The organism is Parendozoicomonas sp. 209JJ7-1, from assembly GCF_058147085.1.
The window spans coordinates 97,856-123,343 of the sequence record NZ_JBYVJU010000011.1; the positions used below are offsets into that span (position 1 = coordinate 97,856).

General features: G+C 52.6%; 25 protein-coding genes. 6 read left to right on the top strand and 19 right to left on the bottom strand.

All coding sequences use genetic code 11. The annotated features are described in order from the left end of the window. Positions 1–121: 121 nt before the first annotated feature. Positions 122–1,483 (bottom strand): class II 3-deoxy-7-phosphoheptulonate synthase, encoded by a 1,362-nt coding sequence (locus ACY2RQ_RS12390; RefSeq protein WP_490113292.1) that lies wholly within the window; start codon positions 1,481–1,483, stop codon positions 122–124. Between the two features lie 386 nt (positions 1,484–1,869). On the opposite strand from ACY2RQ_RS12390, the gene ACY2RQ_RS12395 reads away from it, so the two are divergent. Next, on the top strand, positions 1,870–2,130 hold the full coding sequence (locus ACY2RQ_RS12395; RefSeq protein ID WP_490113293.1) for an ACT domain-containing protein: 261 nt from the start codon (positions 1,870–1,872) through the stop codon (positions 2,128–2,130). Between the two features lie 122 nt (positions 2,131–2,252). Here the strand turns inward: ACY2RQ_RS12395 and ACY2RQ_RS12400 are convergent, their stop codons facing one another. The 4 genes from ACY2RQ_RS12400 to ACY2RQ_RS12415 form a co-directional block, all read right to left on the bottom strand. Then, positions 2,253–2,621, bottom strand: a complete 369-nt coding sequence (locus ACY2RQ_RS12400; RefSeq protein WP_490113294.1) for a hypothetical protein — start codon at positions 2,619–2,621, stop codon at positions 2,253–2,255. Positions 2,622–2,752: 131 nt separating this feature from the next. Next, a complete protein-coding gene (locus ACY2RQ_RS12405; protein ID WP_490113295.1) occupies positions 2,753–3,238 on the bottom strand; it encodes a YbjN domain-containing protein in 486 nt (161 codons plus the stop codon). A gap of 37 nt (positions 3,239–3,275) precedes the next feature. Further along, on the bottom strand, positions 3,276–4,118 hold the full coding sequence (locus tag ACY2RQ_RS12410) for a sulfurtransferase (protein WP_490113296.1): 843 nt from the start codon (positions 4,116–4,118) through the stop codon (positions 3,276–3,278). 46 nt (positions 4,119–4,164) lie between these two features. After that, positions 4,165–4,482 (bottom strand): hypothetical protein, encoded by a 318-nt coding sequence (locus ACY2RQ_RS12415; protein ID WP_490113297.1) that lies wholly within the window; start codon positions 4,480–4,482, stop codon positions 4,165–4,167. A gap of 135 nt (positions 4,483–4,617) precedes the next feature. On the opposite strand from ACY2RQ_RS12415, the gene ACY2RQ_RS12420 reads away from it, so the two are divergent. Continuing rightward, positions 4,618–4,983, top strand: coding sequence for a hypothetical protein (locus tag ACY2RQ_RS12420; RefSeq protein WP_490113298.1), 366 nt, complete (start codon positions 4,618–4,620; stop codon positions 4,981–4,983). A gap of 57 nt (positions 4,984–5,040) precedes the next feature. Here ACY2RQ_RS12420 and ACY2RQ_RS12425 read toward each other — a convergent pair whose 3' ends face one another. After that, positions 5,041–5,532 (bottom strand): outer membrane lipoprotein, encoded by a 492-nt coding sequence (locus ACY2RQ_RS12425; protein ID WP_490113299.1) that lies wholly within the window; start codon positions 5,530–5,532, stop codon positions 5,041–5,043. Between the two features lie 422 nt (positions 5,533–5,954). Then, complete coding sequence (gene purL, locus ACY2RQ_RS12430) at positions 5,955–9,851, bottom strand: phosphoribosylformylglycinamidine synthase (protein WP_490113300.1); 3,897 nt, start codon at positions 9,849–9,851, stop codon at positions 5,955–5,957. 175 nt (positions 9,852–10,026) lie between these two features. Between purL and ACY2RQ_RS12435 the strand changes: the two genes are divergently transcribed. Continuing rightward, complete coding sequence (locus tag ACY2RQ_RS12435) at positions 10,027–10,902, top strand: transglycosylase SLT domain-containing protein (protein WP_490113301.1); 876 nt, start codon at positions 10,027–10,029, stop codon at positions 10,900–10,902. 180 nt (positions 10,903–11,082) lie between these two features. Here the strand turns inward: ACY2RQ_RS12435 and ACY2RQ_RS12440 are convergent, their stop codons facing one another. From ACY2RQ_RS12440 to napF, 9 genes are all read right to left on the bottom strand, one after another. Then, a complete protein-coding gene (locus tag ACY2RQ_RS12440; RefSeq protein ID WP_490113302.1) occupies positions 11,083–11,883 on the bottom strand; it encodes a type IV pili methyl-accepting chemotaxis transducer N-terminal domain-containing protein in 801 nt (266 codons plus the stop codon). Between the two features lie 120 nt (positions 11,884–12,003). Continuing rightward, positions 12,004–12,138 (bottom strand): TIGR02808 family protein, encoded by a 135-nt coding sequence (locus tag ACY2RQ_RS12445; RefSeq protein WP_490113303.1) that lies wholly within the window; start codon positions 12,136–12,138, stop codon positions 12,004–12,006. A 21-nt stretch (positions 12,139–12,159) separates the two neighbouring features. After that, positions 12,160–12,750 (bottom strand): cytochrome c3 family protein, encoded by a 591-nt coding sequence (locus ACY2RQ_RS12450; RefSeq protein ID WP_490113304.1) that lies wholly within the window; start codon positions 12,748–12,750, stop codon positions 12,160–12,162. Between the two features lie 12 nt (positions 12,751–12,762). Then, a complete protein-coding gene (locus ACY2RQ_RS12455; protein WP_490113305.1) occupies positions 12,763–13,236 on the bottom strand; it encodes a nitrate reductase cytochrome c-type subunit in 474 nt (157 codons plus the stop codon). A gap of 11 nt (positions 13,237–13,247) precedes the next feature. Then, positions 13,248–14,177, bottom strand: coding sequence for a quinol dehydrogenase ferredoxin subunit NapH (gene napH / locus ACY2RQ_RS12460; protein ID WP_490113306.1), 930 nt, complete (start codon positions 14,175–14,177; stop codon positions 13,248–13,250). Further along, the gene (gene napG / locus ACY2RQ_RS12465) at positions 14,174–14,935 is read right to left on the bottom strand and encodes a ferredoxin-type protein NapG (RefSeq protein WP_490113307.1); all 762 of its coding nucleotides are present in this window, start codon (positions 14,933–14,935) and stop codon (positions 14,174–14,176) included. Before napG ends, napH begins: the two co-directional genes overlap by 4 nt. Before the next feature lie 142 nt (positions 14,936–15,077). Beyond that, positions 15,078–17,618, bottom strand: coding sequence for a nitrate reductase catalytic subunit NapA (gene napA, locus ACY2RQ_RS12470; protein ID WP_490113308.1), 2,541 nt, complete (start codon positions 17,616–17,618; stop codon positions 15,078–15,080). After that, the gene (locus tag ACY2RQ_RS12475) at positions 17,615–17,890 is read right to left on the bottom strand and encodes a chaperone NapD (protein WP_490113309.1); all 276 of its coding nucleotides are present in this window, start codon (positions 17,888–17,890) and stop codon (positions 17,615–17,617) included. Before ACY2RQ_RS12475 ends, napA begins: the two co-directional genes overlap by 4 nt. After that, on the bottom strand, positions 17,887–18,408 hold the full coding sequence (gene napF / locus ACY2RQ_RS12480) for a ferredoxin-type protein NapF (protein WP_490113310.1): 522 nt from the start codon (positions 18,406–18,408) through the stop codon (positions 17,887–17,889). Before napF ends, ACY2RQ_RS12475 begins: the two co-directional genes overlap by 4 nt. Positions 18,409–18,668: 260 nt before the next feature. On the opposite strand from napF, the gene ACY2RQ_RS12485 reads away from it, so the two are divergent. After that, a complete protein-coding gene (locus ACY2RQ_RS12485) occupies positions 18,669–20,498 on the top strand; it encodes a histidine kinase (protein WP_490113311.1) in 1,830 nt (609 codons plus the stop codon). Further along, the gene (narL, locus tag ACY2RQ_RS12490) at positions 20,473–21,111 is read left to right on the top strand and encodes a two-component system response regulator NarL (RefSeq protein ID WP_490113312.1); all 639 of its coding nucleotides are present in this window, start codon (positions 20,473–20,475) and stop codon (positions 21,109–21,111) included. The genes ACY2RQ_RS12485 and narL overlap by 26 nt, the downstream gene beginning before the upstream one ends. Positions 21,112–21,126: 15 nt before the next feature. On the opposite strand, the gene tadA is transcribed toward narL, so the two are convergent. Continuing rightward, entirely contained in the window at positions 21,127–21,678 is a 552-nt protein-coding gene (tadA, locus tag ACY2RQ_RS12495; RefSeq protein ID WP_490113313.1) for a tRNA adenosine(34) deaminase TadA, read from the bottom strand. A gap of 78 nt (positions 21,679–21,756) precedes the next feature. After that, positions 21,757–22,614 carry a MaoC/PaaZ C-terminal domain-containing protein gene (locus ACY2RQ_RS12500; protein WP_490113314.1) on the bottom strand — a complete coding sequence of 286 codons (858 nt, stop codon included), beginning with the start codon at positions 22,612–22,614 and terminating at the stop codon, positions 21,757–21,759. 237 nt (positions 22,615–22,851) lie between these two features. On the opposite strand from ACY2RQ_RS12500, the gene ACY2RQ_RS12505 reads away from it, so the two are divergent. Next, positions 22,852–23,880, top strand: a complete 1,029-nt coding sequence (locus ACY2RQ_RS12505; protein ID WP_490113315.1) for an AraC family transcriptional regulator — start codon at positions 22,852–22,854, stop codon at positions 23,878–23,880. A 79-nt stretch (positions 23,881–23,959) separates the two neighbouring features. On the opposite strand, the gene ACY2RQ_RS12510 is transcribed toward ACY2RQ_RS12505, so the two are convergent. Next, a complete protein-coding gene (locus tag ACY2RQ_RS12510) occupies positions 23,960–25,381 on the bottom strand; it encodes a 3-oxoacyl-ACP reductase (protein ID WP_490113316.1) in 1,422 nt (473 codons plus the stop codon). Between the last annotated feature and the right edge of the window lie 107 nt (positions 25,382–25,488).

The window sequence follows — 25,488 nt, forward strand, 5'->3', positions numbered from 1 at the left end:
CTCGAATCAGAGTCTATGCAGTCAAGCACAGGGTAAGACGAGTAGCCATAAAAACCGCAATTTCTTTAATCTGAATCAGAAATAACCGTCAACTGTCATGTTCTCCAATCACTCCAGAGAATTACTCCTCCTGCAGGTCTTTACGACACTGTTTCAGTGTTTCAGCGATCAGAAAGGCCATCTCCAGAGACTGGTTGGCATTCATCCGGGGATCACAGTGGGTACGATAGCGGTCTTTCAGGGTCTCTTCCGTTACCTTATGAGTACCACCAATGCACTCGGTAACATTCTGTCCTGTCATTTCAAAGTGTACGCCACCAGCATAGGTGCCTTCCGCTCTATGCACTGCGAAGAAGCTGCGCACTTCCCTGAGAATGCTGTCCACATCACGGGTTTTGTAATTGCCAGCGGTTATTGTGTTACCGTGCATGGGGTCGGAACTCCATACAACCTTCCGCCCTTCCCGCTCAACAGCCCGAATCAACCTGGGCATACCCTCTTCCACACTATCTGCCCCCATACGCACGATAATGGTGGCACGACCAGAAATATTATCCGGGTTAATAATATCCAGCAGGCGGATAAGGTCATCCGGGTCCATAGTCGGGCCGGCCTTGATACCCACTGGATTATGGATACCTCGCATAAATTCCACATGGGCCCCTTCCGGCTGGCGGGTACGATCGCCAATCCAGAGCATATGGGCGGAACAGTCATACCAGTCGTTGGTCAGGCTGTCCCGACGGGTCAACGCCTGTTCATAGGGCAGCAGCAGGGCTTCATGGGAGGTGTAAAAGCTGGTCTCCCGGATAGCGGCACTGTTCTCAGCGGTGATGCCACAGGCTCTTATAAAGGCCAGGGTTTCATCAATTCTGTCCGCCATCTGCTGATAGTACTCAGCTTCCGGGGTGGTTTTAGCAAAATTCAGGTTCCAGGCGTGCACCTGCTCCAGAGAGGCCAGGCCACCCTGGGCGAAGGCCCGCAGCAGATTCAGGGTGGAAGACGCCTGGTGATACACCGCCAGCATACGCTCAGGATCAGGAGTACGGGCCTCGGAGGTAAACTCGTTACTGTTGACGATATCGCCACGATAGGTCGGTAGCTCAATACCTTCACGGGTTTCTGTGGGCTTGGAACGGGGTTTGGCAAACTGGCCCGCCAGACGGCCAACCTTCACAACAGGACAGCTGGCACCAAATGTCAGTACTACCGCCATTTGCATCAAAACCTTAAAGGTATCGCGAATATTGACAGCGCTGAACTCGGCAAAACTCTCAGCACAATCGCCACCCTGGAGTAAAAAGGCGCGGCCTTCGGCGACACTGGCCAGCTGGCTGGTCAGAGCTCTGACTTCCCCTGCAAACACCAGAGGTGGCAGTTTTTTCAGGCGCTCTTCTACATTTGCAAGACTGCCTGCATCCGGGTATTCCGGCATCTGCAGAGCAGTGTAATTTTTCCAGCTATCTGGTGTCCACAGGGACATCGGTACATACCCCCTCTGTAATAACAACTTGTACTCTGTATGCCCGGCAACCTTAACACCTAAGTGTTACCAACACACCACAAACACAGCACATAAGCAGGCTTTACTGTCTATATTGGCAGAACCCTTAACATTTTGGGTGATTCACTTGTGAAGTGCTGGCAGATTGCATATGATTCGCCAATCAAAAACAGGATATATTTGCGAAATTTATGCTTTCCACCAAAGAAACCACCAATAAGATTATGACCGGTATGATGATTATCATGCGCCGGGGGGTGGTTGCGGTCTAAAGCCTGAAGCCGAAACAAAAACCCCCGCACCGAAAGGTCCGGGGGTTTTTTAATAACTAGAGATTATATTTCTACATATCAGGAGCCAGAGAGATGAACCACTACCGGCTGAAGCTCATAGCCACAAATACCCCCGGATGCCTGGAGCGCGTTCTGAATAACAGCCGTACCGGGGGTTTCGATGTAGACAGCTTCTCCGCATCCCTGTGTACCAGCCGCAATCAGTATGATATTGACCTGCAGGTATCCGGCGGCAATGCCCAGAACACCCTGATAATGTCACTTCTGCAAGAAAGCGATGTACGCTCACTGACTCCCTGCCGGAAGTCAACGATGGTGAAAGTATCAGTGTAAAGAGGTCTTATGCCATCATTCAGTCTTCACCCTGGAACAGGAACCTCACCTGCTGAAATTCCTGAAGCAGCTGTCGTACTGTTTCCAGGATTGTACCAGATTCTCTTAGTCTCCTGCTTCAATCACAGAGGAACATGATTGGCTTTATTCATCAGAATTAAAGCCTGATAATTAAACTTCTGACAATCTGCATGGTAATAAAGGTAGAAACCCTCATACATACAGTCGCTGCAGACAATTTTGGCATACTCATTAAAAGCCTCTCCCTGACCAAGACGGGCCTGTGTACAGGCATTCTCCTGAATACAGTCCCCGCAGTTTGCTACACAGGAAATCTTGTAAACATTGTCAGGATCTTTCAGATCATCCCATCGTGAACAGGATCGAGGGCATTCATGCTTGCACCTCTGTTCCTCACCAGCCTGGATACGACCTGAAAAAACCATAACCAGACAGAGAGGCAGGAAAAACACAGAAAAGTAAAAACGCATTTGGCCTTAACTCCAGGTAGAGTGCGGAAGTTTAGGCATATCTGACAAAGGCTGCGTCAAAGAAATCTGGAAAATCTTACTTCAGAATTCAACGGCTAACTCCCCGCCGGAAGTCAGCGATGGCAGAAGCGTCAGTGCAAGGAAGATTTGATGCCATCTTCCAGCTCAACCGGCATCATCCGATCTTCGCCCTGGAACAGGTACTGCATCTGCTGACATTCCTGCAGCAGCTGTTGTACGGTTTCCAGGCTTACGCCAAAGAATTCGTTAAACTGCGCCACAGTCATACCCTGGGTCGACAGAATGCAGGATGATGCCACCAGCATAGGTGTACCGTCATCAGGCGTACTCAGAAACAGTTTCAGGGTAGGAAAGGACATATTGAGCCGCATCAGGTCGGCAACAACCGGCAGAACACCCGCATTGCGAATATCCAGCTCCGTTGTAAACATCACACCCCAGGGTTCAACAAAAAGACGGCTGTCGAGTACACCGTCCTGGCTCTGCAGAGCAGATACATGAAGACCACTGCACTGGTCACAGATATAGGTCTCATAATTGCCGTCACTCAACCACTTTTCCAGAAGAGCAGTATCCGGCACCAGCAAGTCGTGCATGAAAGGTCACTCTAAAAATATTTACAAAGGCGCGACTTTACTTGAATTCATCGCCTGTCGCTACAGGTCGTTCGGGGTCAGTAATCCATTCACTCCAGGAACCGGGGTACAGGCGGCCCAGCGGTAACCCGGCCAGTTTCATCGCCAGCAGCAGCTGACAGGCAGATATACCTGAACCGCAGTAGCAGACAATATCCTTCGACTCCCAGGCCGCAAACAGTAAACGCAGCTGCTCTGGGGGTAAAAATTGCTCTGCCTCATCCACTACCCGGGAACAGGGCAGACACTGAGCACCGGGAATATGGCCGGCCACCGGGTCGATAGGCTCAATCTCGCCCCGAAAACGCTCCGCCGATCGGGCATCAAGCACAATGCCACCATTATTTACAAAGTCAGGCAGCTCATCGGCTTCCATAAGAACCGAACCCTGGACTAGCGGCATAAAAGACGAAGAGCGTGTTTCCGGAGCTTCAAAACTCTCAGGCAACCCGACTTCCCGCCAGGCTTTGATACCTCCCCGCAGAACATGAATATTGGACATGTCCAGCCACACCGCCAGCATCCACCACATACGGGGAGCCAGAAAATGACTGCCGTCGTCGTACAGCACCACGCGGCTGTTTTCTTCCACGCCCCAACTCTGCAGAAGCTGAATAAAGTCATCGGGGTTCGGCAGAGGGTGGCGACCGGTCTGGCCGGGAACCACTTCACCGGCCAGATGGTCGCTGATACTGGCATAGATCGCACCGGGGATATGGCCCTGGTTATAAAGATTCAGGCCCTCGGAGGCATCCTGCAGGCTGTAACGGACATCAAAAACCCTTAGCCGAGGCTCGCCCATCCACTGCTTCAGTTGCTGAGCCTCAATCAGTATATCCATGCTGTTCCCCCGTCTTCGCGTCAAGAAGATAAAGCCCTTAACACCCTCAGCCTTCCGGCTGCTGAATCACCTGGTCATCCACAATAACTTTGCCCGCCAGCACCTCATCCACGCTGACATCATCGGAAACTGTCGGCTGCCGGACAATAATACGGGTGACATCACCGGCCAGGTCATCCTGATCACTATTGGAAGTATTACTATTGAATTCGTCATAAACAGGGATTTCAGGCTGCTCCAGTTCAGGCACTTCCAGTATCTGGACAACAGGATCTTCTTCCCCCTCCATCAGCCACATTACGCTAGCGGCCAGAAACAACACTCCGGCAACAATACCGAGAGCAAGCCGTGTTTCCTTAACCATTAGAACTCCTGCATCTGGTTATATTGCGAAGCATGAGTGTAAAGGCTGGAGAGAGCAACCAGCAAGGGTGGGAAACCGCCAGCCTGTAATGTACTACCCTACCTGTGCGTTTCCTGCCTCCCAAAAGGCTTCATTATGAAATATCAACTTCCCACTATGCTTTTAGCATTACTCATTACTCCCTTTACAGAAGCCGCAGACTGGCGTTATTTCAGCACTCTGAATATCCAGAACAACACCGATGAAACCGTTACCATCTTTTATGACGGCAGGCAACAGGCCGCCGGTATGTCTACGCTGACGGCCAGTTCAAGGCAAAAAACGAGAATAAACCCAAGTGATTCCAGGGTGCTTGGGCTTTTTGTTCCTGCTGACACCGGGGGTTTGCCCAACTCCAGTTTCCGTCTCTATGCCCTAAGCAAAACCACCCGACCAGACCACACCCCTGGCAGAACTTTTAGAGACTCAGCTACTTTCCTAAAGACGGCCTTGGCTTTATAAAAAGAAAAACCTCCCAGATAATTCTGAAAGGCTCTCTTGTATAAACTGATAGATGAATTAACGGCCAGTATGTACAACCCGACTGGTGTTATTACCCTGAACCATCACCTTAACCCGGTCACCAACCCTGAAGCTGTTTCCAGGCTCGACCTGCTGTACAACCGAAATATGATTTCCATTATCCAGGTGAACGGTAATATTCACCCCGGTACTTTCCGTCAGTTTGCGCTCGGCCATATTACCCAGCAGACCACCAGCCACCGCACCGGCAATCGCACCCACGGTCCGGCCTGAACCACCACCAATATGGGAGCCGGCAATACCACCAGTGGCCGCACCGGCCAGGCTGCCGACATTGGACCTGGAGCCTTCCAGTTTTACCTGCTCAACTTCAACAATCTCACCAAAGTACACAGTCTGCAGGCTTCTTGCCTCTGCGCGCTCATAGTTGCTGCCGGTCATATCGGTCATACAACCGCCCAACAGAAGAAAAACAGGAAAAACAATCAATAACGGAAGCTGGGACAGCTTGAATGGGGTCGCTTTCATAAACGGTAATCTCCTTTTCTCTGTTCAGGCACTATCCAACCTTGGACGCCATGTTTTCAGTGTAGGTTCAATTTTTCCCTTCCCCGGTGGCTAACAACACTGTTATTTGTAGTTTGTTACAGCCTTTTTACTCAAATTCCGGTAACTCGTTACCCGCGGCTATTCCAACCCTTTTCTCAAACTCCGTATAATTCGGTGCTAATAATTTCATTGTAAAAACACCGTCAAAAATCAGGCTGTAAACACACCATGGATGAACACTTAAAGAAAAGGGAAGCATTTCTACTGACACTCTCACTCAGTTGCCTTGCCATCACCACCATGCTGCTGGCCACCAGTATCTGAAACAGAAAAAACAAACACCCCATAAAAATAATCCCGGCAAGCCCGGGATTATTTTTATTACGGTAAATTACAAACCATTAACCGACCCAAACCCGTGCATTACGGAACATGGTCATCCAGGGAGCGTCTTCCTTCCACTCATCGGGATGCCAGGAGTTCTGCACAGCACGGAAGACCCGTTCGGGGTGAGGCATCATAATGGTTACACGACCATCGGCGCTGGTCAGGCCGGTAATACCTTCCGGAGAACCATTGGGGTTAAACGGATAACGCTCTGTCGTACTACCACGGTTATCCACGTAACGCAGGGCCACCTGCTCACTCACCTTTGCGGCACCATCAACAGCGGTAAATTCTGCCTGACCTTCACCATGGGCAACAGCCACAGGAATCCGGGCTTTTTCCATACCCTGCAGAAAGACGGAACGGCTCTTCTGCACTTCCACCATGGCCACCCGGGCTTCAAACTGCTCGGAACGGTTACGGACAAAACGCGGCCAGTTTTCTGTGCCGGGAATCAGCTCATGGAGTGTGGACATCATCTGACAACCATTACATACCCCCAGAGCAAAGGTATCCCGACGCTGGAAGAATTCGCCAAAACCATCACGCACCTGATTATTAAACAGAATGCTTTTGGCCCAGCCTTCCCCGGCACCCAGAACGTCACCGTAGGAGAAGCCACCACAGGCCACCAGCCCGCGGAACTCGTCCAGTGAACGACGACCGACCATCAGGTCGCTCATATGTACGTCAACGGATTCAAATCCTGCACGATCAAAGGCAGCAGCCATTTCCACATGACCGTTCACGCCCTGCTCCCGCAGAATAGCCACTTTTGGTCGTACGCCGGTGGCAATCATGGGAGCGGCAATATCCTTGTTGATATCCCAGTGAACCGTGGCATGCAGACCGGGGTCTTTATCGTCGAACAGGTTATCGAATTCGTGACGGGCACACTCTTCGTTATCCCGCAGGGCCTGAATGCGATAGCTGGTTTCCGCCCACATACGCTGGTAACGGATACGGTTGCTTTCCAGTACTGGCTTATCCTTAAAGGAGAAGGTAATGGCCTGATTGGGAGCCTGTTCACCGATGGTGTGCACACAACCGGACAGACCAAAGCTGGCCAGGCAATCCTTAACGGCACCCTTATCCTGCTTGCGCACCTGAATCACCGCCCCCAGCTCTTCGTTAAACAGAGCCGCTGCCAGTTGATCTTTGGAATCAACAAACTTGCTCAGGTTGATGCTGATACCGGTATGACCGGCAAACGCCATTTCCACCAGGGTGGTAAACAGGCCACCGTCGGAACGGTCATGGTAAGCAAGAATCTTCTCTTCGCTCAACAGTTGCTGAATCCCCTGGAAGAAGGCATTGAGATCCTGTGGCGTATCCAGGTCTGCAGGCTCAGAGCCAATCTGGCTGTACACCTGGGCCAGCGCAGAACCACCCAAACGGTTTTTGCCACGACCCAGATCGATCAACAGAAGATCAGTGTCGCCTTTGTCGGTACGCAGCTGGGGAGTGACACCCTGACGGACATCAGACACCGGCGCAAAAGCGGTAATTACCAACGACAGCGGAGAGGTAACAGCTTTATCTTCGCCCTCATCCTGCCAGGTAGTGCGCATAGACATAGAGTCCTTACCCACGGGAATGGTAATGCCCAGCTCCGGACACAGCTCCATACCCACCGCTTTTACAGTGTCGTACAGTCGCTCGTCTTCACCCGCGTGTCCGGCCGCCGCCATCCAGTTTGCGGACAGGCGAATATCGGAGATTTTCTCGATACGGGCACTGGCGATATTGGTAATGGATTCACCCACCGCCATACGACCGGAGGCCGGTGCATCCAACAGAGCAACGGGAGTTCGCTCACCCATGGACATGGCTTCACCGGTGGTGGCATTAAAGCCACTGGTAGTGACCGCGCAGTCCGCCACCGGCACCTGCCAGGGGCCGACCATCTGGTCACGGACCACCTGACCGGTAATGGTACGATCACCGATGGTAATCAGGAAGCTCTTGCTGGCCACAGTAGGCAGTTTCAGAACACGCTCAGCCGCTTCGGACAAATCCAGCCCAGAGGCATCAAAAGATTCCGCCTCAAAGCTCTTACGCTCAACACTGCGGTGCATCTTGGGGGGCTTGCCCAGCAGCACATCCAGAGGCATATCCACCGGGTTGTTGTCGAAGTGTTTGTCGGTCACCAGAAGGTGAGCCTGTTCCGTGGCTTCACCCACTACAGCATAGGGGCAACGCTCACGGGCACAGATGGCTTCAAAGGTTTCCAGATCTTCCGGTGTCACCGCCAGCACGTAGCGTTCCTGGGATTCATTACACCAGAGAGCCAGGGGACTCATACCGGGTTCGTCGTTCAGCACCTTGCGCAGTTCGAACTGACCACCACGGCCACCGTCACTGATCAACTCCGGCAGAGCGTTGGAGAGACCACCGGCACCCACATCGTGGATAAACAGCATGGGGTTCTTGTCACCCAGTTGCCAGCACTGGTCGATTACTTCCTGACAGCGACGCTCCATTTCCGGGTTATCCCGCTGAACAGAGGCGAAATCCAGGTCTTCCTGACCGGAGCTGGAGGACATAGAGGAAGCCGCGCCACCACCCAGGCCAATCTGCATGGCCGGGCCACCCAGCACAATCAGCCTGGAACCAGCGGGGTACTCGCCCTTCTCAATATGCTGCTCACGGATATTGCCCATACCACCGGCAATCATAATGGGCTTGTGATAACCACGGACTTCACGGCCAGCGGGGCCATTGGCTTCTTCTTCAAAGGTACGGAAATAACCGCACAGAGCCGGACGACCAAATTCATTATTAAAGCTGGCACCGCCCAGAGGGCCGTCAATCATAATATCCAGGGCGGATACAATACGATCGGGCTTTCCATAATTCCCCTCCCAGGGCTGGGTAAAGCCAGGGATTTTCAGGTTGGAGACGGTAAAGCCGGTCAGACCAGCTTTGGGCTTGCCGCCCCGGCCAGTCGCACCTTCATCACGAATCTCACCACCGGAGCCGGTGGAGGCACCGGGCCAGGGGGCTATAGCTGTCGGGTGGTTATGGGTCTCCACCTTCATCAGAATATGGATATCCTCATGGGTGTAGCCATAGCTGCGGCTGTCGGCATCGGGGAAAAAGCGGTCTCCCTTCCAGCCTTTAATGACCGAGGCATTGTCCTTGTAGGCGGACAGCACACCCTCGGAGTTCATCTCATGGGTGTTGCGGATCATAGCAAACAGGGATTTCTCCTGGGCTTCACCGTCGATATCCCAGGAGGCGTTGAAAATCTTGTGACGACAATGCTCAGAGTTGGCCTGAGCAAACATCATCAGCTCAACATCGCTGGGGTCACGTTCCAGTTTGCGGAAGCTGTCCAGCAGATAGTCAATCTCATCATCGGCCAGGGCCAGGCCCAGAGTCTGGTTGGCCTCCTCAAGAGCACTGCGACCTTCGTCCAGTACCGGCACACGCTCAAGGGGAGCGGGTTCAGCTTCCGCGAACAGCTGTTTTGCCTGTTCCGGGGTGGTGAGCACGGTTTCGGTCATGCGATCGTGGAGCAGTTCTACGACCTTGGCCACATTGTCTTCGCTGAGGGGTTGGTTACTCTCTACGTAGTAAGCGATACCCCTCTCCAGCCGGTGAACACCAGCCAGCCCACAGTTATGGGCGATATCGGTGGCTTTACTGGCCCAGGGTGAGATGGTGCCAAAGCGCGGGGTAACCAGGAATAGCTGTCCGGACGCCTGCTGGCTGACCCGGCGGGGCCCGTACTGCAGGAGCCGCCCAAGCACAGATTTATGGGACTCAGACAAAGGCTCATGCAGGTCAGCAAAATGCAGGAATTCCGCATATACGGCACTGACGACGGGAACTTGCTGTTTCAGACTGCCAAGCAGTCTGGTCAAACGAAATGGGGAGAGAGCGGGACTGCCGCGTAAAATCTCCATGGTTTGCATGGTCCTTGAATTCAGGTCAGGTTGGCGAGCAGGGCGTATAATACCGGGATCAACGTAAGCGCTCCAGCAGAACCCCTGTCGGGAACAGGACAGAGACAACATATCGGCAACAAAAAAGTAGGGAGATCGGGTTTCAGCCTGTATTTTTACTGCACCAGGAGCGCATATGACCAAACGCACCCATCAACCTGCCTTTTATACCTTTTATGCTTTTCTGGCCCTAACCTTACTGCTGATCATTATTTTCCAATTGCCGCAAACTTCATACCGTGCTGAAAGCACACTGAAAATCTGTGTTCCACCTTTCTGCACCAGCTACCAGAGTCAAGGCAGCAGCCACCTGACCCTGCTGGAGCTGGAATATTATCTTAATAATTCACAAACTGTTGATGCCCCACAGAAACAGATACCTGCCAGGGTGCCTTTAACCGCAGGAGAACTGATCAGCCTGAAGCGCCACATGAAAAGAAGACTGGGTAATTACCAGGAACTGTTCAAAAAAGTCGCCAGCGAGTACAGCATGGACTGGCACCTGGTGGCCGCCATCAGCTACCAGGAATCTCACTGGCATCCGAAAGCCAAATCCCCCACTGGAGTGCGTGGCATGATGATGCTTACCCAGCCCACCGCCCGGGAGATGGGGGTGCGTAACCGTCTGAATGCGGAACAAAGTGTAAGGGGTGGAGTAAGGTATCTTGAACAGCTAAAGCGCAGGCTGCCGGAATCTATCCATGAGCCCGATCGCACCTGGCTGGCACTGGCCGCTTACAATATCGGCATGGGTCACTTGCACGACGCCCGTAGTCTGACCAGGAATAACGGAGAAAACCCGGATAAATGGGAAAGCCTGCGAAACTATCTGCCTAAACTGGAAGAACCCCGCTGGCATTCACAGGTGCGTCACGGCTATGCCCGTGGTTCAGAGCCGGTGCAGTATGTGGAGAATATTCAGCGCTATTACCAACATATTATGGATAGCCGCAACCATGATATTCCATCCATGGCCCGCACCGGCAAGACTGAAACGACGACAACCCTGTGATTTCCAGGGGCCTGTCTGGCTAATGAACCATCAGCCCGAATATTTCATGAAGCAAGGCGGGTTACACCCAATCACTTGATATAATTGGGTCCGCCAAGAAAATGCTTCGGAAAAAATACCAGAGCCGACTTCAATAGTGGCCAATTTTTTAAATACCCCCTGGATGGAAAGTTTTTCAGTTTATCCAGCTTTTTGATTAATCACACTCACATAACTTGCTGTCAGGCGATCCATTTTCTGCAGAATAGATTCTGTGGTGACAGAAATAATAGTGGGTACGTAACGACCAGACTTATCAAGGGTCAGACCGGCTCTGGAGAAAAGCCACTGGCTCTCTATCTTTTTTATCTGCCGATTCATATCGCCCGTGTTGATACCTGCTTTTTTTAACTCGCCCAGAGCGGTATCAAATTCAGCTACGGTCTTTTTCATGCTTTGCTTCAGCCCAGGAGCTTCCACGCCCCAGGCTTCAGCCATATAAAGCTTGGCAATGCGTTGGCTGATCATACGCTGACGCCCCGAGATATTTACCAGGCGAGCCCCCCGAGAACCGGTATAGGCCTCAATCTCCTTCACCAGATTTTCGCTCGCCGCCAGCAAACGGTTGCTTTGTTCGAGTATTAACTGCGCCTTTTGTTTTGTCGGAGCCTTCAACAGCTGCATACGGTAAGTCTCCCATATCGCCCCAACGTCATTGACAGCTTTATCAATCTGGGGTGTTGGAGAGAATAACTGTAAGTTCAGAAAGTTCTCTTCAAATCGAGCAATGCTGTCATCAAGTTGTTTTTCTGCTTTAACTGCATCAATCTGCATCCCCAGCATTAACCAGGCTTTGGCCATTCTCTGGCTCAACATTCTTTGACGACCGGCCTCATTCACAGCATCGGCATTAGACAGCTTTACCTGTACAGCAGCTGAAGAGACGAGAACAATGAAGGAAAAAAAGTATACAAACGCATGGCGAAAAGACATTAGTTTCATTGGAACAATCAATTTTGATAATTTTTTGCAGGCGCATTGTTCAGTAACAATGGCTGAATTTCCCAATCTATTCAGCCATTGTCGCTATTTGACTAAGCGTGTTAAGCAACTGGCACACCGTCAATTGCTGTTTTTACCTGTAACATCCAGTAGAAAACAGGCAATAACGGCTGTCACCGCAAAACCTCCCAGGAAAATCATCGGCATGGCGGAATATCCAAGGACATTCCAGATCAGTGATTCCAGTGCACTCATAACACTTGTCTCCCTTCGCAATTATTCCCAGCCTTCGACATTGCTCATATCAGGCAGCTCGTGAGCGATACCCTTATGACAGTCGATACAGGTCTGACCATTTTTAGTAGCCTGGTTATGAATTTTCATTGCCCGGCTGGACTGTTCCGAGAAATCCATAAACTCGAAGTTATGGCAGTTACGGCATTCCTGAGAGTCGTTAGCCTTCATTCGTGCCCACTCCCGGGTCGCCATTTCCAGACGGTGATCCAGGAATTTCTCCCGAGTATCGATGGTGCCGGCGATCTTGCCATACACCTCTTTGCTGGCCTGAATCTTACGCACAATCTTCGGACCCCACTCTTTCGGCACGTGGCAGTCAGAGCAGATAGCCCGCACACCGGAGCGGTTGTTGTAGTGGATCGTGGTCTTGTACTCTTCGTACACATTATCCCGCATCTCATGACAGCCGATACAAAACTCTTCCTTGTTGGTCATCTCCATACCGGTGTGGAAACCACCCCAGAAGATAATCCCGGCGGCAAAGCCAAACACCAGCAGCAGTCCCAATGATACCGCAGCCGGAAGCTTCAGCATTTTCCAGTAACGTTTAATAAAAAATTCCTTAGCCATGATTCCCTCCGCTTAATTGTCCAAGGCTTCAACAGGCTTGAAGTTGTTTTTCAACAGAGGCTTGGCATCCGCCTGGGGCACATGGCACTGCAGGCAGAAGTAACGACCGGGAACCACATCAGCCAGCTGGTTACCGTCACGGTCGTAGAAGTGAGTGACACTGATACGGGTCGCGCCCCACTTCTTAGCGTTCTTCCAGCTGTGACAGCTCAGGCACTTGTTAACGTTCTTGTCCACTTGATAGCCACGGATATCGTGGGGGATCAGTGGCGGCTGCTGAACAAAGGCACGATCCATAGTGCCGTCCTGATCGATGTTCTTCTTCAGCGGGACGGCAGGCGCTTCCATGCTCAGGTCACCATCGCGCACGGTGCTGCTACCGGCAGGCGCAGCGTTCGCCAGAGAGACGATGCAGCTCATGCTGATGGCAAAGACGGCAGCAAGGTATTTGAGCGTGCGGGAAGTCTTTAAAAATTGTGTACTCATGGCTGATTCACTCACTTGGCCAATGATCGTTGTTTGCCTTGCTCACCGTCAGATGAGCCAGGCATTGAGGCTTGTTTTTTAAAAAACTGGTATTCAAAAACCTGCTGGGCACAGACATCTATGCAGCGGCCGCAGCGGGTACAATCCTGGGTGTTTAACAGTGGTCCCTCGCCCTTGGCGGGCTTCAGGGCAAAAGGAAGAATCTGTGGTTCCGGGCAGACGGCATAGCAGTCCATGCAGTCATCACACTGCTCCCGTCGTGTGGCGTTAACCTTCACCGGGCTGATCCGGCCAGCCAGCCCATAAAAGGCTCCCAGCGGGCAGAGATGACCGCACCAGGCCCGCTGGCTGACAAACAGATCCAGCAGGAAGATGGCAATCACCAGCAGCCAGCCGGCCCCCATGCCAAACAGCAGCCCCCGGTACACCAGGGCGATGGGATTGACGAATTCCCATACCAGAACCCCGGTGATAGCCGGCAGCACCAGCACCAGAGCCAGCAGCCAGAAGCGTGCATTGCGAGTCAACCGGTAGCTGGAACGGATGTTAAAGCAACGTCGCAGAGTGCTGGCCAGATCCGTGACCGGATTTACCGGGCAGACCCAGCTGCAGAACACCCGTCCACCCAGCAACAGGTAGAAGCCGCCTACAAGCAGAGCACCCAGTACAGCTATCAGCTCCGGCAGATGTTGTGCCGCCAGAACCTGAAGCAGCAGTAACGGATCGGTCATGGGCACTGTGTCCAGCAACCGGCTGGACGACAGATTGCCATCAATAATCCGAATACCTGCAACAGGTGCCAGCAGGAACAGGCCCAGCACACTGACCTGTGACAGACGACGAAGCAACAGGAACCGGTGAGCCTTCCACCAGCCCAGGCTTTCCGTGGCTTCTTTACCGGGCACTCTTTTACCAAGAACAGGGTCACGTTTGCTGGTCATAGCTTGGTTCCCTCCGGCAGTCTGTCTGGCAGGTTGAGCAGATCGGGCACCAGAGCTTCACCGGCTTTGGCCTCCTCTTCCCAGCCCAGTCGGTAGTGCTGGCCCAGTTCACCCATGGCCAGTTTCGTCGGCAGCACCTTGATGGCAGCCACCTCCAGTACACAGGCTTCTTCACACTTGCCGCAGCCGGTGCAGACATCCGGGTTTACAAACGGCTCAAAGACCGTATGCACCCGGGTCCGCTCGTTGCGGGTGCGTTTGAGGGTGATGGCTTCATCGATCAGCGGGCAGATGCGGTAGCAGACTTCACAGCGCAGCCCCTGCAGGCTCAGGCAGTTTACCCGGTCAATTAGCACCGCCACGCCCATACGGGCGTCGTTGATCTCGGTGAGACCGGGATCAAGGGCACCACTGGGACAGGCTTTGACACAGGGAATGTCTTCGCACATCTCGCAGGGAATGCTACGGGCATTGAAGTACGGGGTACCGCTGGCTACCGGGTCTTCCGGCTTGGCCAGTTTCAGGGTGTCCCAGGGGCAGTCCCGCACACACAGACCGCAGCGCAGGCAAGCCGACAGAAAGTCTTCTTCCGGCAGTGCACCGGGTGGCCGCAGTACCTGGGCAGCATGGACTTTCGACTTTTCGGCAATAAATGTCAGCCCCAACCCAAGCAGGCCGGTGGCGCAGGCCGCCTGGGCGGTTTCGGTGAGAAACCGCCGGCGGGAGATCGCTTTACCCTTGTCGTTTTTCCTGTCCATAACCCAGCCCTGAGCTTAACCACGCCGAACTTTGGATAACTTTGTCCCCAACAGGCCATCCATGGCCTGAGTCGCTCTCAGGCCCTCCTGGCCTTTGACAAAGTCATCCAAGCCTCTGCTATCACAGATTCGAGAACATCCTTTAAACCGGAACCACCTTGACAGCGCACTTCTTGTAATCCGTCTCTTTGGAGAGTGGATCAGTGGCATCCAGGGTCAGTTTGTTCACCAGTTGGCCGGCATCGAAGAACGGCATAAACACCAGGCCCTTGGGCGGACGGTTACGGCCACGGGTCTCGATTCGGCTGCGGACTTCACCACGGCGGGAGATAATCTTCGCCTCCATACCACGACGCAGACCGCGGGCCTTAGCATCATCCGGATGCATAAAGATCACCGCATCGGGGAAGGCGCGGTACAGCTCAGGTACACGACGGGTCATGGTGCCAGTGTGCCAATGCTCGAGCACACGGCCAGTCGACAACCACAAGTCATATTCTTCATCTGGAGACTCGCCCGGGGCTTCATAAGGAAGGGCAAACAACCATGCCTTACCATCCTTTTTGCCGTAGAAGTTGATGTCATCGCCGGTTTTCACGTAGGGGTCATAGCCTTCACGGAAACGCCAAAGTGTTTCTTTTTCATCAACTACCGGCCAGCGCAGACCACGGGCCTTGTGGTACATATCGAAGGGGGCCAGATCATGAGCTTTGCCTCGGCCAAAGGTGGCGTATTCCTCAAACAGGCCTTTCTGGGCGTAGAAACCAAAATAATCACCTTCCTGATTCATCCGCCCCTTAAAGTCTGTCATTGGGAACTTATCGACCTGACCATTTCTGAACAGCACATCGAACAGGGTTTTTCCTTTGTACTCAGGTGATTTGGCCAGCAGCTCGTCGGACCAGACATCTTCCACCTTAAAACGCTTGGAGAACTCCATCAGCTGCCACAGATCGGAACGGGCTTCACCCTGGGGTTCCACCTGCTGGTACCAGAACTGGGTACGACGCTCGGCGTTACCGTAGGCACCCTCTTTCTCAACCCACATGGCGGTTGGCAGCACCAGGTCAGCAGCCTGTGCTGTTACTGTCGGGTATGGATCAGAAACAACAATAAAGTTGTCCGGGTTACGGTAACCGGGCAGACCTTCCTCATTCATGTTTGGTGCTGCCTGCATATTGTTGTTACACATGACCCAGTAAGCGTTCAGCTTGCCGTCTTTCAACATGCGATTCTGCAGAACAGCGTGGTAACCGACCTTCGCTGGTACAGTGCCTTCCGGTAGTTTCCAGATTTTTTCAGCGTAATCACGGTGCTTCTTCTTCTTGACCACCATATCTGCTGGCAGACGATGACAGAAAGTGCCTACTTCACGGGCAGTACCACAGGCAGACGGTTGTCCGGTCAGTGAGAATGGACCATTGCCAGGTTCAGAGATTTTTCCTGTCAGCAGGTGAATGTTGTAAACAATATTGTTCATCCAGACACCACGGGTGTGCTGATTCATGCCCATTGTCCACAGCGACATCACCTTGCGGTTTGGATCTGCGTAGAGCTTTGCCAGTTCAGTGAGTTGCTCGACAGGAACTCCGGAGAGTTCGGATGCTTTTTCAACGGTATATTCGCTGACAAATTTTGCAAAAGCATCAAAATCGATTTCTGTAGACTGGCCACTTCCAGGATTTTTGGCTTTTTGTTCCAGGGGATGCTCTGGGCGCAGGCCATAACCAATATCAGTGGCCCCTTGACGGAAGCGAGTGTGTTTTTTAATAAACTCTTTATTTACTGCATCATTCTGGATCAGGTAATTACATATAAAGTTACCAACTGCCAGGTCAGCCTGCGGAGTGAAAATAATTGGCAGGTCAGCCAGTTCAAAAGAACGGTGTTTGTAGGTAGACAGTACAGCTACCTTAACATGATCGTTAGACAGGGTACGGTCAGTAATGCGGGACCACAGAATCGGGTGCATCTCCGCCATATTGGAACCCCAGAGCACAAACACATCGGCATGCTCAAAGTCGTCGTAGCAGCCCATGGGCTCATCAATACCGAAGGTCCGCATAAAGCCGCCTACGGCAGAAGCCATACAGTGACGTGCATTAGGGTCAATATGGTTGGAGCGGAAACCAGCCTTCATCAGCTTGGAAGCGGCATAACCTTCCCAGACCGTCCACTGACCGGAACCGAACATGCCGACAGGAGGCATCTCGTCAGAGTTGCGGGTATCTTTAAGTGCGGCCTTCCACTTCTCGGCCATAATATCGAAGGCCTGATCCCAGGTAATGGGAGTGAACTCGCCATTCTTGTCGTACTTGCCGTTCTTCATTCGTAGCAGCGGCTGGGTCAGACGGTCCTCGCCGTACATAATCTTGCCGAGGAAGTAACCCTTGATGCAGTTCAGGCCCTTGTTGACTGGGGCTTTCGGATCACCCTGGGTAGCGACAATCCGTCCGTTCTTGGTGCCCACCAGTACAGAACAGCCGGTACCACAGAATCGGCAGGGGGCTTTATCCCAGTGAATCTCGGTCTCTTTGCTGCTGGTAATCAGGTTGGTAGCAGACGACGGCATGCTTATACCTGCCGCTGCGGCAGTGGCCGCGACCGCGCTGGATTTCATAAAATCCCGGCGGCTCTGCTTAGGGGACATCGACTTTAATGTCTCTTTAATAGAGCGCTTCATGTTTCACTCCAGGCATCATTGTGCGTGTACACCAGCGCGGTGGAAATCACCCCCTCCACGTGGCTGATTCGATCAATGGTATCGACCATTATTTTTTGTCCGGGGAACTCTTCCACAGTGACCACCAGTTTGCCTTCCGGCGCGGCAGCATGGACTTCTACCCCGTCAATCAGGTTCAAGTGTTCCTGTACATCAGTCAGCTTTACCGGGCTTGCATGTACGACCAGACCCGACACGGATATGCCTTCCTTATATTCCATTGGCCTGTTCATGTTTTCTCCCCGCCAAAAGGCATCATGGCAATGGCTGAGACAGGACACCCCGACACACAGGCCCCACAACCATTACAGAGTTCACTGTTTATGAAGGGCCTGGCCACCCCACCGGGCATCAGGCGAAAAGCAATCGCCTCCTGTTCGCACCGTTCGCCACAGGTCCGGCAGTGAACCCTGTTGTGTGCCAGACAGGAATCCTGAATACGGGCCTGCAGTGTCCAGGGCGCTTGTTGTGTGTTCTTCTGCAGGGCGTTCTTGTCTAAAGCATGAGTTGGACAGGCATTGACACAGGCCTGACAAAAGCTGCATTCCGCCGTGGTAAAGTCGGCTTCAGGAAAACCACCGTCACCTTTTTTCAGCAACCCGGTTTCACAGACATCAATACAGGCATTGCAGCGTGTACAGCTATCAACGAAAGCGTCCTCAGAACGACTCCATGGAGGACGCAGAACGACCTCTCTGCCCCTTCGGCCCCTTAAAAGGCTTCTTCGTGAATGGTTAATTGCCTGCTGCATAACGCTCTGAAACCTGCCTGAAAAGACGACACAGGTTTATAGTAATGCTGCGAAAAATAAGAGAAAGAGGGGAAAAAGCGGTGGTCTGGCGGGAAACACTCCCCCTCTACCACTTTAGGGGTAGAGCCAGACCCGGGAAAACTCCGACGCTATCGCTAATATCGTAAACTTGTGTAAAGATGCTCAGACGCTGCCAACTCATTGGTGGTAGAGCAAGAAAAACAATCAACCATTGATTCAAATCAATTAATGAAAAACCAATGTCTCTTCGCTGCAAACATCTACTGATTCTTTTCTCAATAATCACACTGGCCGGAGCCGCCATTCTGACATCATTGTGGTTTGCCAGAATCACCAGAACAGACGCGGCGGCGATTAATGAAGCCGGCTCCCTGCGCATGCAGTCCTGGCGGCTGGCCGAGCAAGTTGTGGTGCCTGAACTGGTAACAGAAGAAATTCTTGCTCCACTGGTAAATGTCTACGATCGCAGTATTGAACATCCTGCCCTTTCACTCCTGGCGGAATGGAGCAATCCCATAGGTCAGCAATACCGCCAGATTCGTACAGACTGGCATAACAATATGCGCACCATGCTGGAACAGCGTAACTTCGCCGGTTATATCAGTGCCGTCCCTGCTTATGTTGACAGGATTGATGTCCTGGTTGATGCCCTGCAGCAGCATACCGAGAGTAAACTTCACAGACTCTACAGCGCTATGATTGCCGCACTGGCCTGTCTGATCATTATCGCCGTACTGGTTCTTCGGGATACGCGAAAAAACCTGCTGGAACCTGTCAGCGACTTGGCCAAAGCCGCAAGAAAAGTCCACCACCAGGACTTTAATATTCACCTTTCCTACAGCGGAAATAATGAACTGGGACAACTCACCCGTGCATTTACCGATATGGCCGGTGAACTGCAGGAACTCTATACCCGGCTTGAACAGAAAGTCCAAAAGCAGACCCAGGCTCTGAGTCATGCCAATGAAGCATTGAAGTTACTTTATCTGTCATCCCGCACACTGTCCGGCAACCCATACGACAAAGACAATATGACGTTATTGCTGGATCGCTGGCAGACACTGCTCAGACTCGACAGTTGTTATCTTTGCCTTTCCGACTCCACCAGCCAGCAATGGCTGCAGAGAATAGATGCTCCCTCCAGTCACGCCCTGGCATGCCATGGCAATCACTGCCTGACCTGTCTGAGCAGTTGCGGTAACAACCATATACCGGACAACGCCTCCAGTCATATAACCGAGCAGCTGCCGGTTATCAGCACCAAAAATAACCAGCACTTTGGTTTTCTGCAGATTCAACCCATGCCGGGTCATACTCTCAGTGAAAAAGAGCGACAATGGCTGCAGGTTTTTGTCGATATTCTGGCCACAGCCCTCAGTCAGAACCGGCAACAGATGCATGAACGAAGACTGTTGTTGATGGAAGAGCGTACCGTTATTGCCAGGGAGCTCCACGACTCCCTTGCCCAGGCTCTCTCCTACCAGAAAATCCAGGTCTCCCGCCTGCGTCGGCAGTTGTCTTCCGACAACAACCATCCGGCAAACAGCATCATGGAAGACCTTCAAACAGGTATTAACAGCGCCTACAGGCAGTTACGGGAGCTGCTGGTCACTTTTCGTCTGTCGATGGCGGAAGGATCACTGCAGGACAATATTGCCCAGACTCTGGAAGAATTTAATAAACGGGCCGACAGCACTCACTTTGACCTGGACTACCGTATCCGTTTCCAGCAGATAGGTGCCCACCAGGAAGTGCATGCTCTGCAGATTATTCGGGAAGCCCTGAACAATGTCGTTCAACATGCCGGTGCGCAGCAGTGTACGGTCAGCTGTTTTCAGCAGAACGATCAAAAAATCCTGATAACCATTGACGATGACGGCCGGGGGCTGCCGAACAACCCCGAACACCATGGCCATTACGGCCTGAGTATTATGCAGGAACGGGCCAGCAGCCTCTCGGGACAGCTGGACATGCTTCCTTCCCCCCTCGGGGGTACCCGTGTTCAGCTGCACTTTTATGCCCCATCCAGAGAGACCGAAAATAATGACATCGAGCGTGTTGCTGATTGATGATCACCCCCTGTTACGCCGGGGGCTTAAACAGTTGATTGATGATGAGCCGGATCTCCATGTCGCAGGTGAAGCCGGCAGCGGAAGTGATGGCCTGAAGCTGGCCTCGGAGATAGACCCAGACCTGATCCTTCTGGACTTGAACATGAAAGGCATGAATGGCCTGGATACCCTGAAAGCGATCAGAGCCAGCGATATTACCTGCAAGGTTGTGATGCTGACGGTCTCAGACCACAGAGATGATGTTGCCGCCCTGTTCCGGGCCGGTGCCGATGGTTACCTGCTCAAGGATATGGAACCGGATCACCTTATTGAGCAGGTGCGGGAGGCGGTCAGTGGGCAGGTGGTTGTCGACGACCGACTGGCCGGTGTTCTCGCTTCCATTTTACGGCCGAATACAGACGGCAACAGTAACCCCCTGGAGAATCTGACAACCCGGGAACAGGATATTCTTCACCTGATTACTGACGGTCTGTCCAACAAAATGATTGCCCGTAACCTGGATATCAGCGAAGGCACTGTGAAAGTCCATGTCAAACACCTGTTGAAAAAGCTGAATGTCCGCTCCCGGGTAGAAGCTGCCGTATGGATGCTGAACCGGAAAAAACGATGATTGACCACAGCCTCGTTAAAGCTGCCGCCTTGCCTGTTTTTTCTGGATTCGGCGACGGCGAAAAAAGGCCGACATCATCTCAGAGCACTCATCCGCCAGTACACCACCCACAACACCCACAAAGTGGTTCAGGCTGCCCCGGGCCAAAGCCTGGTCCTGGCTTTCAACCGCACCGGCTTTGGGTTCTGTCGCGGCATAAACAAGCCGCCGTATACGACTATGGACTAAAGCCCCGGCGCACATGCCGCAGGGTTCCAGGGTCACATAGAGATCACAATCCACCAGCCGGTAATTATCCAGGGTGCGGGCAGCATCCTGAAGGGCCAGGATTTCGGCATGGGCGCAGGGGTTGGAACGACCTATAGGACTGTTATAGCCCCGACCGATAATACGTCCCTGATAAACAACAACCGCACCAACGGGCACTTCCCCGACAGCTCCCCCCAGTTTTGCCAGGGCAATGGCTTCCCGCATCCAGTGCTCATCCTGCACCTGTTGTTTCCGCAGATGCTGTTCCCGTAAATGCTTTGCCCGTAGAGAGTTGGATTGTGCAGTTTTTTCCGACATTGCCTTTTCTAACACAGGTATTCCGCAAACAAATCGGCCCATTATACAGGCCGACTGCAGAATCTGTGAGCGCTCGTCCTAAAGAGGCAGAAGCGTTAACTGACCTTCAAGGTGAGGTTTGCCTGAGGATTCTGTACGGAGCAGAAAATCAACATGCTCACCTTCCTTAGCATGGCTGAACTCCACCTGTCCCGGCAGAAAGATCGGGGTTTTAAAATCAACCCGGATTTCAAAACCATGGTCTCCAATCTCCGCCATCAAAGCCGCCAGACAGCGGGCCTTGGACCACATACCATGGGCAATATGTCGCTTAAACCCCAGGAACTTTGCGGTAAGTGGCCAGAGATGTATCGGGTTAATATCCCCGGAAATGCGCCCGTACCGCCTGCCAAGATTGGCCGGCATCTGCCAGCTTTGCACGGTTGTGTAAGGCTCCGGGGGCTGATGCTGTTTCTTGCCCTTGCCTCCAGCGCCGGAACTGGCACGACGGCGCAGATTGGTGCTGGTGCTTTCCCAAACCAGCTCACCGGAGGCATGAATACGGGTGTAAATATCAAACTCCTGGCCAGCATCCACATCCCGGGGCTGCCCCAGGGAGCACTCGATATGCAGCAGCTCTTCTTTCTCCACCGGTCGCAGCTGGCGAATGGTGTTGTGAATATGAACCAGGCCAACGGGTTTGTAGGGCATACGTTCATCGGTCATCAGACACATATGCAGAGGGAAAGCCATTACATGCAAAAACGTGGGCGGCATAAAACGGCTTTGGGGGAAATGGCACAGGCGTTCATAGGCCCGCACATCCTTCAGGACTGCCCTTTCCCCCTGCAGCACAACGGACAACTCCGGGAAATCCCTTTTCTGGGCTTTTTTCAGTGCTGCCCGTCCATATAACGACAGCATTGAAGGGGTGTTCTGCAGCACCTGTGTCGGCATACCTGTTTCCTTTCGAGACTGTTTTCTCTATTTACCAGCAGAGATTGTTACTCCACTCACCCCGACAACCATTGGCAGACGGGACAAAACCCTTATGAATCCGCCGCCAGTGACACTCTGTCATATTCACATGTGACTTTAATTTGATAACCGATTGTCACTCAGACCAATCGGTTCTAAGATAGCTCCTCAGGGACATGATTAAAAAAAATAAAATACCCACAGGGCTGTATATCCATGAGCGAACTCAGAGACGCAGGTATCCTGGTACGGATGGCCCATCAGGGCTTTATCAATGCTGGCATCGACGCCAGTGCTATTTATGAACGATGCGGTATAACCCGGCGACACCTTGAAGATCACCAGGTGCGCACTCCCCACGATGCTCAGGCCATTTTCTGGAAAAGCGCTGAAGATGTGACCGGCGACCCCTGTATCGGTCTTCACCTCGGCGAGCATGTGCCGGTCTTCCGCGGACAGGTGATTGAATACCTGTTTCTCAGCAGTCCGACCTTTGAAGAAGGCCTCAACCGGGCCATACGCTACCAGCGCCTGATCAGCGACGCAGTGCTGGCCAGCTTTGAACGCAACGGCGATACCTGTCGTTTTACCATGGACCCCTGCAGTGACGGCAAAAATATACGTCACCTGATTGATGCAGTACTGCTTAATGCCCTGCGTTTCTTCCGTAACCTGACCCAGAACAGCTTTGAAGCTCTCTCGATCAGCCTCGTGCATCAGGGCTCCGCTGATAACAGCGAGTATACCCGTCGCTTTGGCTGCCCGGTGATTTTTGGTGCGTCTTCCAACTCTATTGAGTTCAGCGCCAATATCCTGCAGTTCCCGTCCCAGCATGCGGAGCCGGAACTGATGCGGGCCCATGAACTGGTAGCCCTGGAACAGATTTCCCGACTGGAAAAACAGGATATTGTCAGCGACGTGAATCGCGTGATCGCAGAACTACTGGATTCCGGTGAAGTCAGCCTTGAGTCGGTGTCGGAACGTCTTGATATGACTGCCCGCTCCCTGCGCAGCCGGCTGGCCGATGCCAATACCAGTTTTAACCATCTGCTGGCCAACTATCGCTGTAATCTGGCCAAGCAACTGCTGGCCCGTACCGATGAATCCATTGATGAAATTGTTTATCTGACCGGTTTCTCCGAGCCCAGTACTTTCTATCGGGCCTTTAAGCGCTGGACCAATCTGACGCCTATTGAATATCGCAAAACCAAGAAAGCTTCTCGCACTACTGCGGAAGCTGTTTAAACCAACCCAATAAAAAGAAAAAAGCCTGACGAGTTGTGAGCCCGCCAGGCTTTTTTATTTCAGGCAATATTTTTAGATATCAGGCACCCAGCAGAGACTGACCACAGACCCGAATCACATTCCCATTAGTGCCCGTTGAAGCCGGGCTGGCGAAAAATGCGATAGCTTCCGCCACATCCCTTGGCTGGCCACCCTGGGACAGGGAATTCATACGACGGCCGACTTCCCGTGTCATCAAAGGAATCGCAGCGGTCATCTGGGTTTCGATAAAGCCCGGGGCCACTGCATTAATGGTGATATTCTTTTCAGCCAGAGGCGCGGCCATAGCCTGCACATAACCGGCAACACCGGCTTTGGAAACCGCATAGTTGGTCTGCCCAAAATTACCCGCCAGTCCGCTGACAGACGATACGCAGACTATACGACCATTTTCACGCAACAGATTGCGGGACAGTAATTCATCATTAATCCGCTCTTCCGAGGAGAGATTGATATCAATCACCATATCCCACCAGTCAGGCTTCATATTGGCCAGAGTCTTGTCCCGGGTTACACCGGCATTATGGATCAGCACATCTACGCCTCCGAATTCACTTTCCAGGGTATCGGCAATAATCTTTGGCGCATCGGCAGCAGTAATATCCACAGCAATGGCAATACCACCCAGACGACTGGCGACTTTTTCCAAGGCATCTTTGGCCTGGGGTACATCCAGGCACACCAGTTTGGCACCGTCCCGGGCAATCACTTCCGCGATAGATTCACCAATGCCTCGGGAAGCGCCGGTCACCAGTACAACCTTTTCATTCAGGGGATAAGCCCAGTCGATAGCGGAAGGCTCCTGAGCAGGGGAAACATTCAACACCTGCCCGGTAACGTATGTACAACGGGGAGAGAGACAGAAACGCAGCGGGGAAGTAATCAGGCTTTCTGCACCCTTGCCAACATAGACAAGCTGAACGGTCGTACCTTTTTTACCCACTTCCTTACCAAAGCTGCGGGTAAAGCCTTCCAGTGCCCGCATAGCCGCAGCCTGGGAAGCCGTTTCACATTCAGACATAGGGCGACCCAGCACAACCACACGACCGCAGCCTCCAAGCTTGCGGGCCACCGGATTAAAAAAGTCGTACAGCGCCCGCAGTTCAGATGTTGAGCTGATACCCGTGGCATCAAACACCATGCCTTTAAAACGGGTCGCGTCTTCTTTTCCAGTGCTGACCTGGGTGACTTTTTTATCGACGGCTTCTGCCGCATTCACTATCTCTGAGGCTGTTACGGCATTAGCCTGGCAGCATATCTGGGCGCTGGAGTCAGCCAGGGTCTCCATAATATCGCTCAGCAGTGCCGAACCCTGGGCCACGCCCACCAGCACCCGCCCCTTGATAAAATCCGCTTCCGCCTGCTCCTGACGGTCCAGAGTCACCGGAGTCGGCAGACCGAGGCTGGTGAAAATACTTTTGCCCAAAGGAGAATTGGCAATCTTCTGGTATCTGTCAGACATGGTGATTCAGTTCTCTTTATTATGTTGCAGGATTTTATCAATCCGTTTGCCCGGTCGCTATTTCAGCAAAGCTACCGTAACAGTGAATTGACTCGACTGGATTCAGA

Bases quoted from the DNA above. Each gene is read 5' to 3' on its own strand.
- ACY2RQ_RS12500 (WP_490113314.1), bottom strand. From the start codon at position 22,614: ATGCCGACACAGGTGCTGCAGAACACCCCTTCAATGCTGTCGTTATAT.
- ACY2RQ_RS12420 (WP_490113298.1), top strand. From the start codon at position 4,618: ATGAAATATCAACTTCCCACTATGCTTTTAGCATTACTCATTACTCCC.
- ACY2RQ_RS12405 (WP_490113295.1), bottom strand. From the start codon at position 3,238: ATGCACGACTTGCTGGTGCCGGATACTGCTCTTCTGGAAAAGTGGTTG.
- narL (WP_490113312.1), top strand. From the start codon at position 20,473: ATGACATCGAGCGTGTTGCTGATTGATGATCACCCCCTGTTACGCCGG.
- ACY2RQ_RS12390 (WP_490113292.1), bottom strand. From the start codon at position 1,483: ATGTCCCTGTGGACACCAGATAGCTGGAAAAATTACACTGCTCTGCAG.
- ACY2RQ_RS12435 (WP_490113301.1), top strand. From the start codon at position 10,027: ATGACCAAACGCACCCATCAACCTGCCTTTTATACCTTTTATGCTTTT.
- napG (WP_490113307.1), bottom strand. From the start codon at position 14,935: ATGGACAGGAAAAACGACAAGGGTAAAGCGATCTCCCGCCGGCGGTTT.
- ACY2RQ_RS12485 (WP_490113311.1), top strand. From the start codon at position 18,669: ATGTCTCTTCGCTGCAAACATCTACTGATTCTTTTCTCAATAATCACA.
- ACY2RQ_RS12510 (WP_490113316.1), bottom strand. From the start codon at position 25,381: ATGTCTGACAGATACCAGAAGATTGCCAATTCTCCTTTGGGCAAAAGT.
- napF (WP_490113310.1), bottom strand. From the start codon at position 18,408: ATGCAGCAGGCAATTAACCATTCACGAAGAAGCCTTTTAAGGGGCCGA.
- ACY2RQ_RS12425 (WP_490113299.1), bottom strand. From the start codon at position 5,532: ATGAAAGCGACCCCATTCAAGCTGTCCCAGCTTCCGTTATTGATTGTT.
- ACY2RQ_RS12440 (WP_490113302.1), bottom strand. From the start codon at position 11,883: ATGAAACTAATGTCTTTTCGCCATGCGTTTGTATACTTTTTTTCCTTC.
- purL (WP_490113300.1), bottom strand. From the start codon at position 9,851: ATGGAGATTTTACGCGGCAGTCCCGCTCTCTCCCCATTTCGTTTGACC.
- tadA (WP_490113313.1), bottom strand. From the start codon at position 21,678: ATGTCGGAAAAAACTGCACAATCCAACTCTCTACGGGCAAAGCATTTA.
- ACY2RQ_RS12505 (WP_490113315.1), top strand. From the start codon at position 22,852: ATGAGCGAACTCAGAGACGCAGGTATCCTGGTACGGATGGCCCATCAG.
- ACY2RQ_RS12450 (WP_490113304.1), bottom strand. From the start codon at position 12,750: ATGGCTAAGGAATTTTTTATTAAACGTTACTGGAAAATGCTGAAGCTT.
- napA (WP_490113308.1), bottom strand. From the start codon at position 17,618: ATGAAGCGCTCTATTAAAGAGACATTAAAGTCGATGTCCCCTAAGCAG.
- ACY2RQ_RS12410 (WP_490113296.1), bottom strand. From the start codon at position 4,118: ATGGATATACTGATTGAGGCTCAGCAACTGAAGCAGTGGATGGGCGAG.
- ACY2RQ_RS12475 (WP_490113309.1), bottom strand. From the start codon at position 17,890: ATGAACAGGCCAATGGAATATAAGGAAGGCATATCCGTGTCGGGTCTG.
- ACY2RQ_RS12395 (WP_490113293.1), top strand. From the start codon at position 1,870: ATGAACCACTACCGGCTGAAGCTCATAGCCACAAATACCCCCGGATGC.
- ACY2RQ_RS12400 (WP_490113294.1), bottom strand. From the start codon at position 2,621: ATGCGTTTTTACTTTTCTGTGTTTTTCCTGCCTCTCTGTCTGGTTATG.
- ACY2RQ_RS12445 (WP_490113303.1), bottom strand. From the start codon at position 12,138: ATGAGTGCACTGGAATCACTGATCTGGAATGTCCTTGGATATTCCGCC.
- ACY2RQ_RS12455 (WP_490113305.1), bottom strand. From the start codon at position 13,236: ATGAGTACACAATTTTTAAAGACTTCCCGCACGCTCAAATACCTTGCT.
- napH (WP_490113306.1), bottom strand. From the start codon at position 14,177: ATGACCAGCAAACGTGACCCTGTTCTTGGTAAAAGAGTGCCCGGTAAA.
- ACY2RQ_RS12415 (WP_490113297.1), bottom strand. From the start codon at position 4,482: ATGGTTAAGGAAACACGGCTTGCTCTCGGTATTGTTGCCGGAGTGTTG.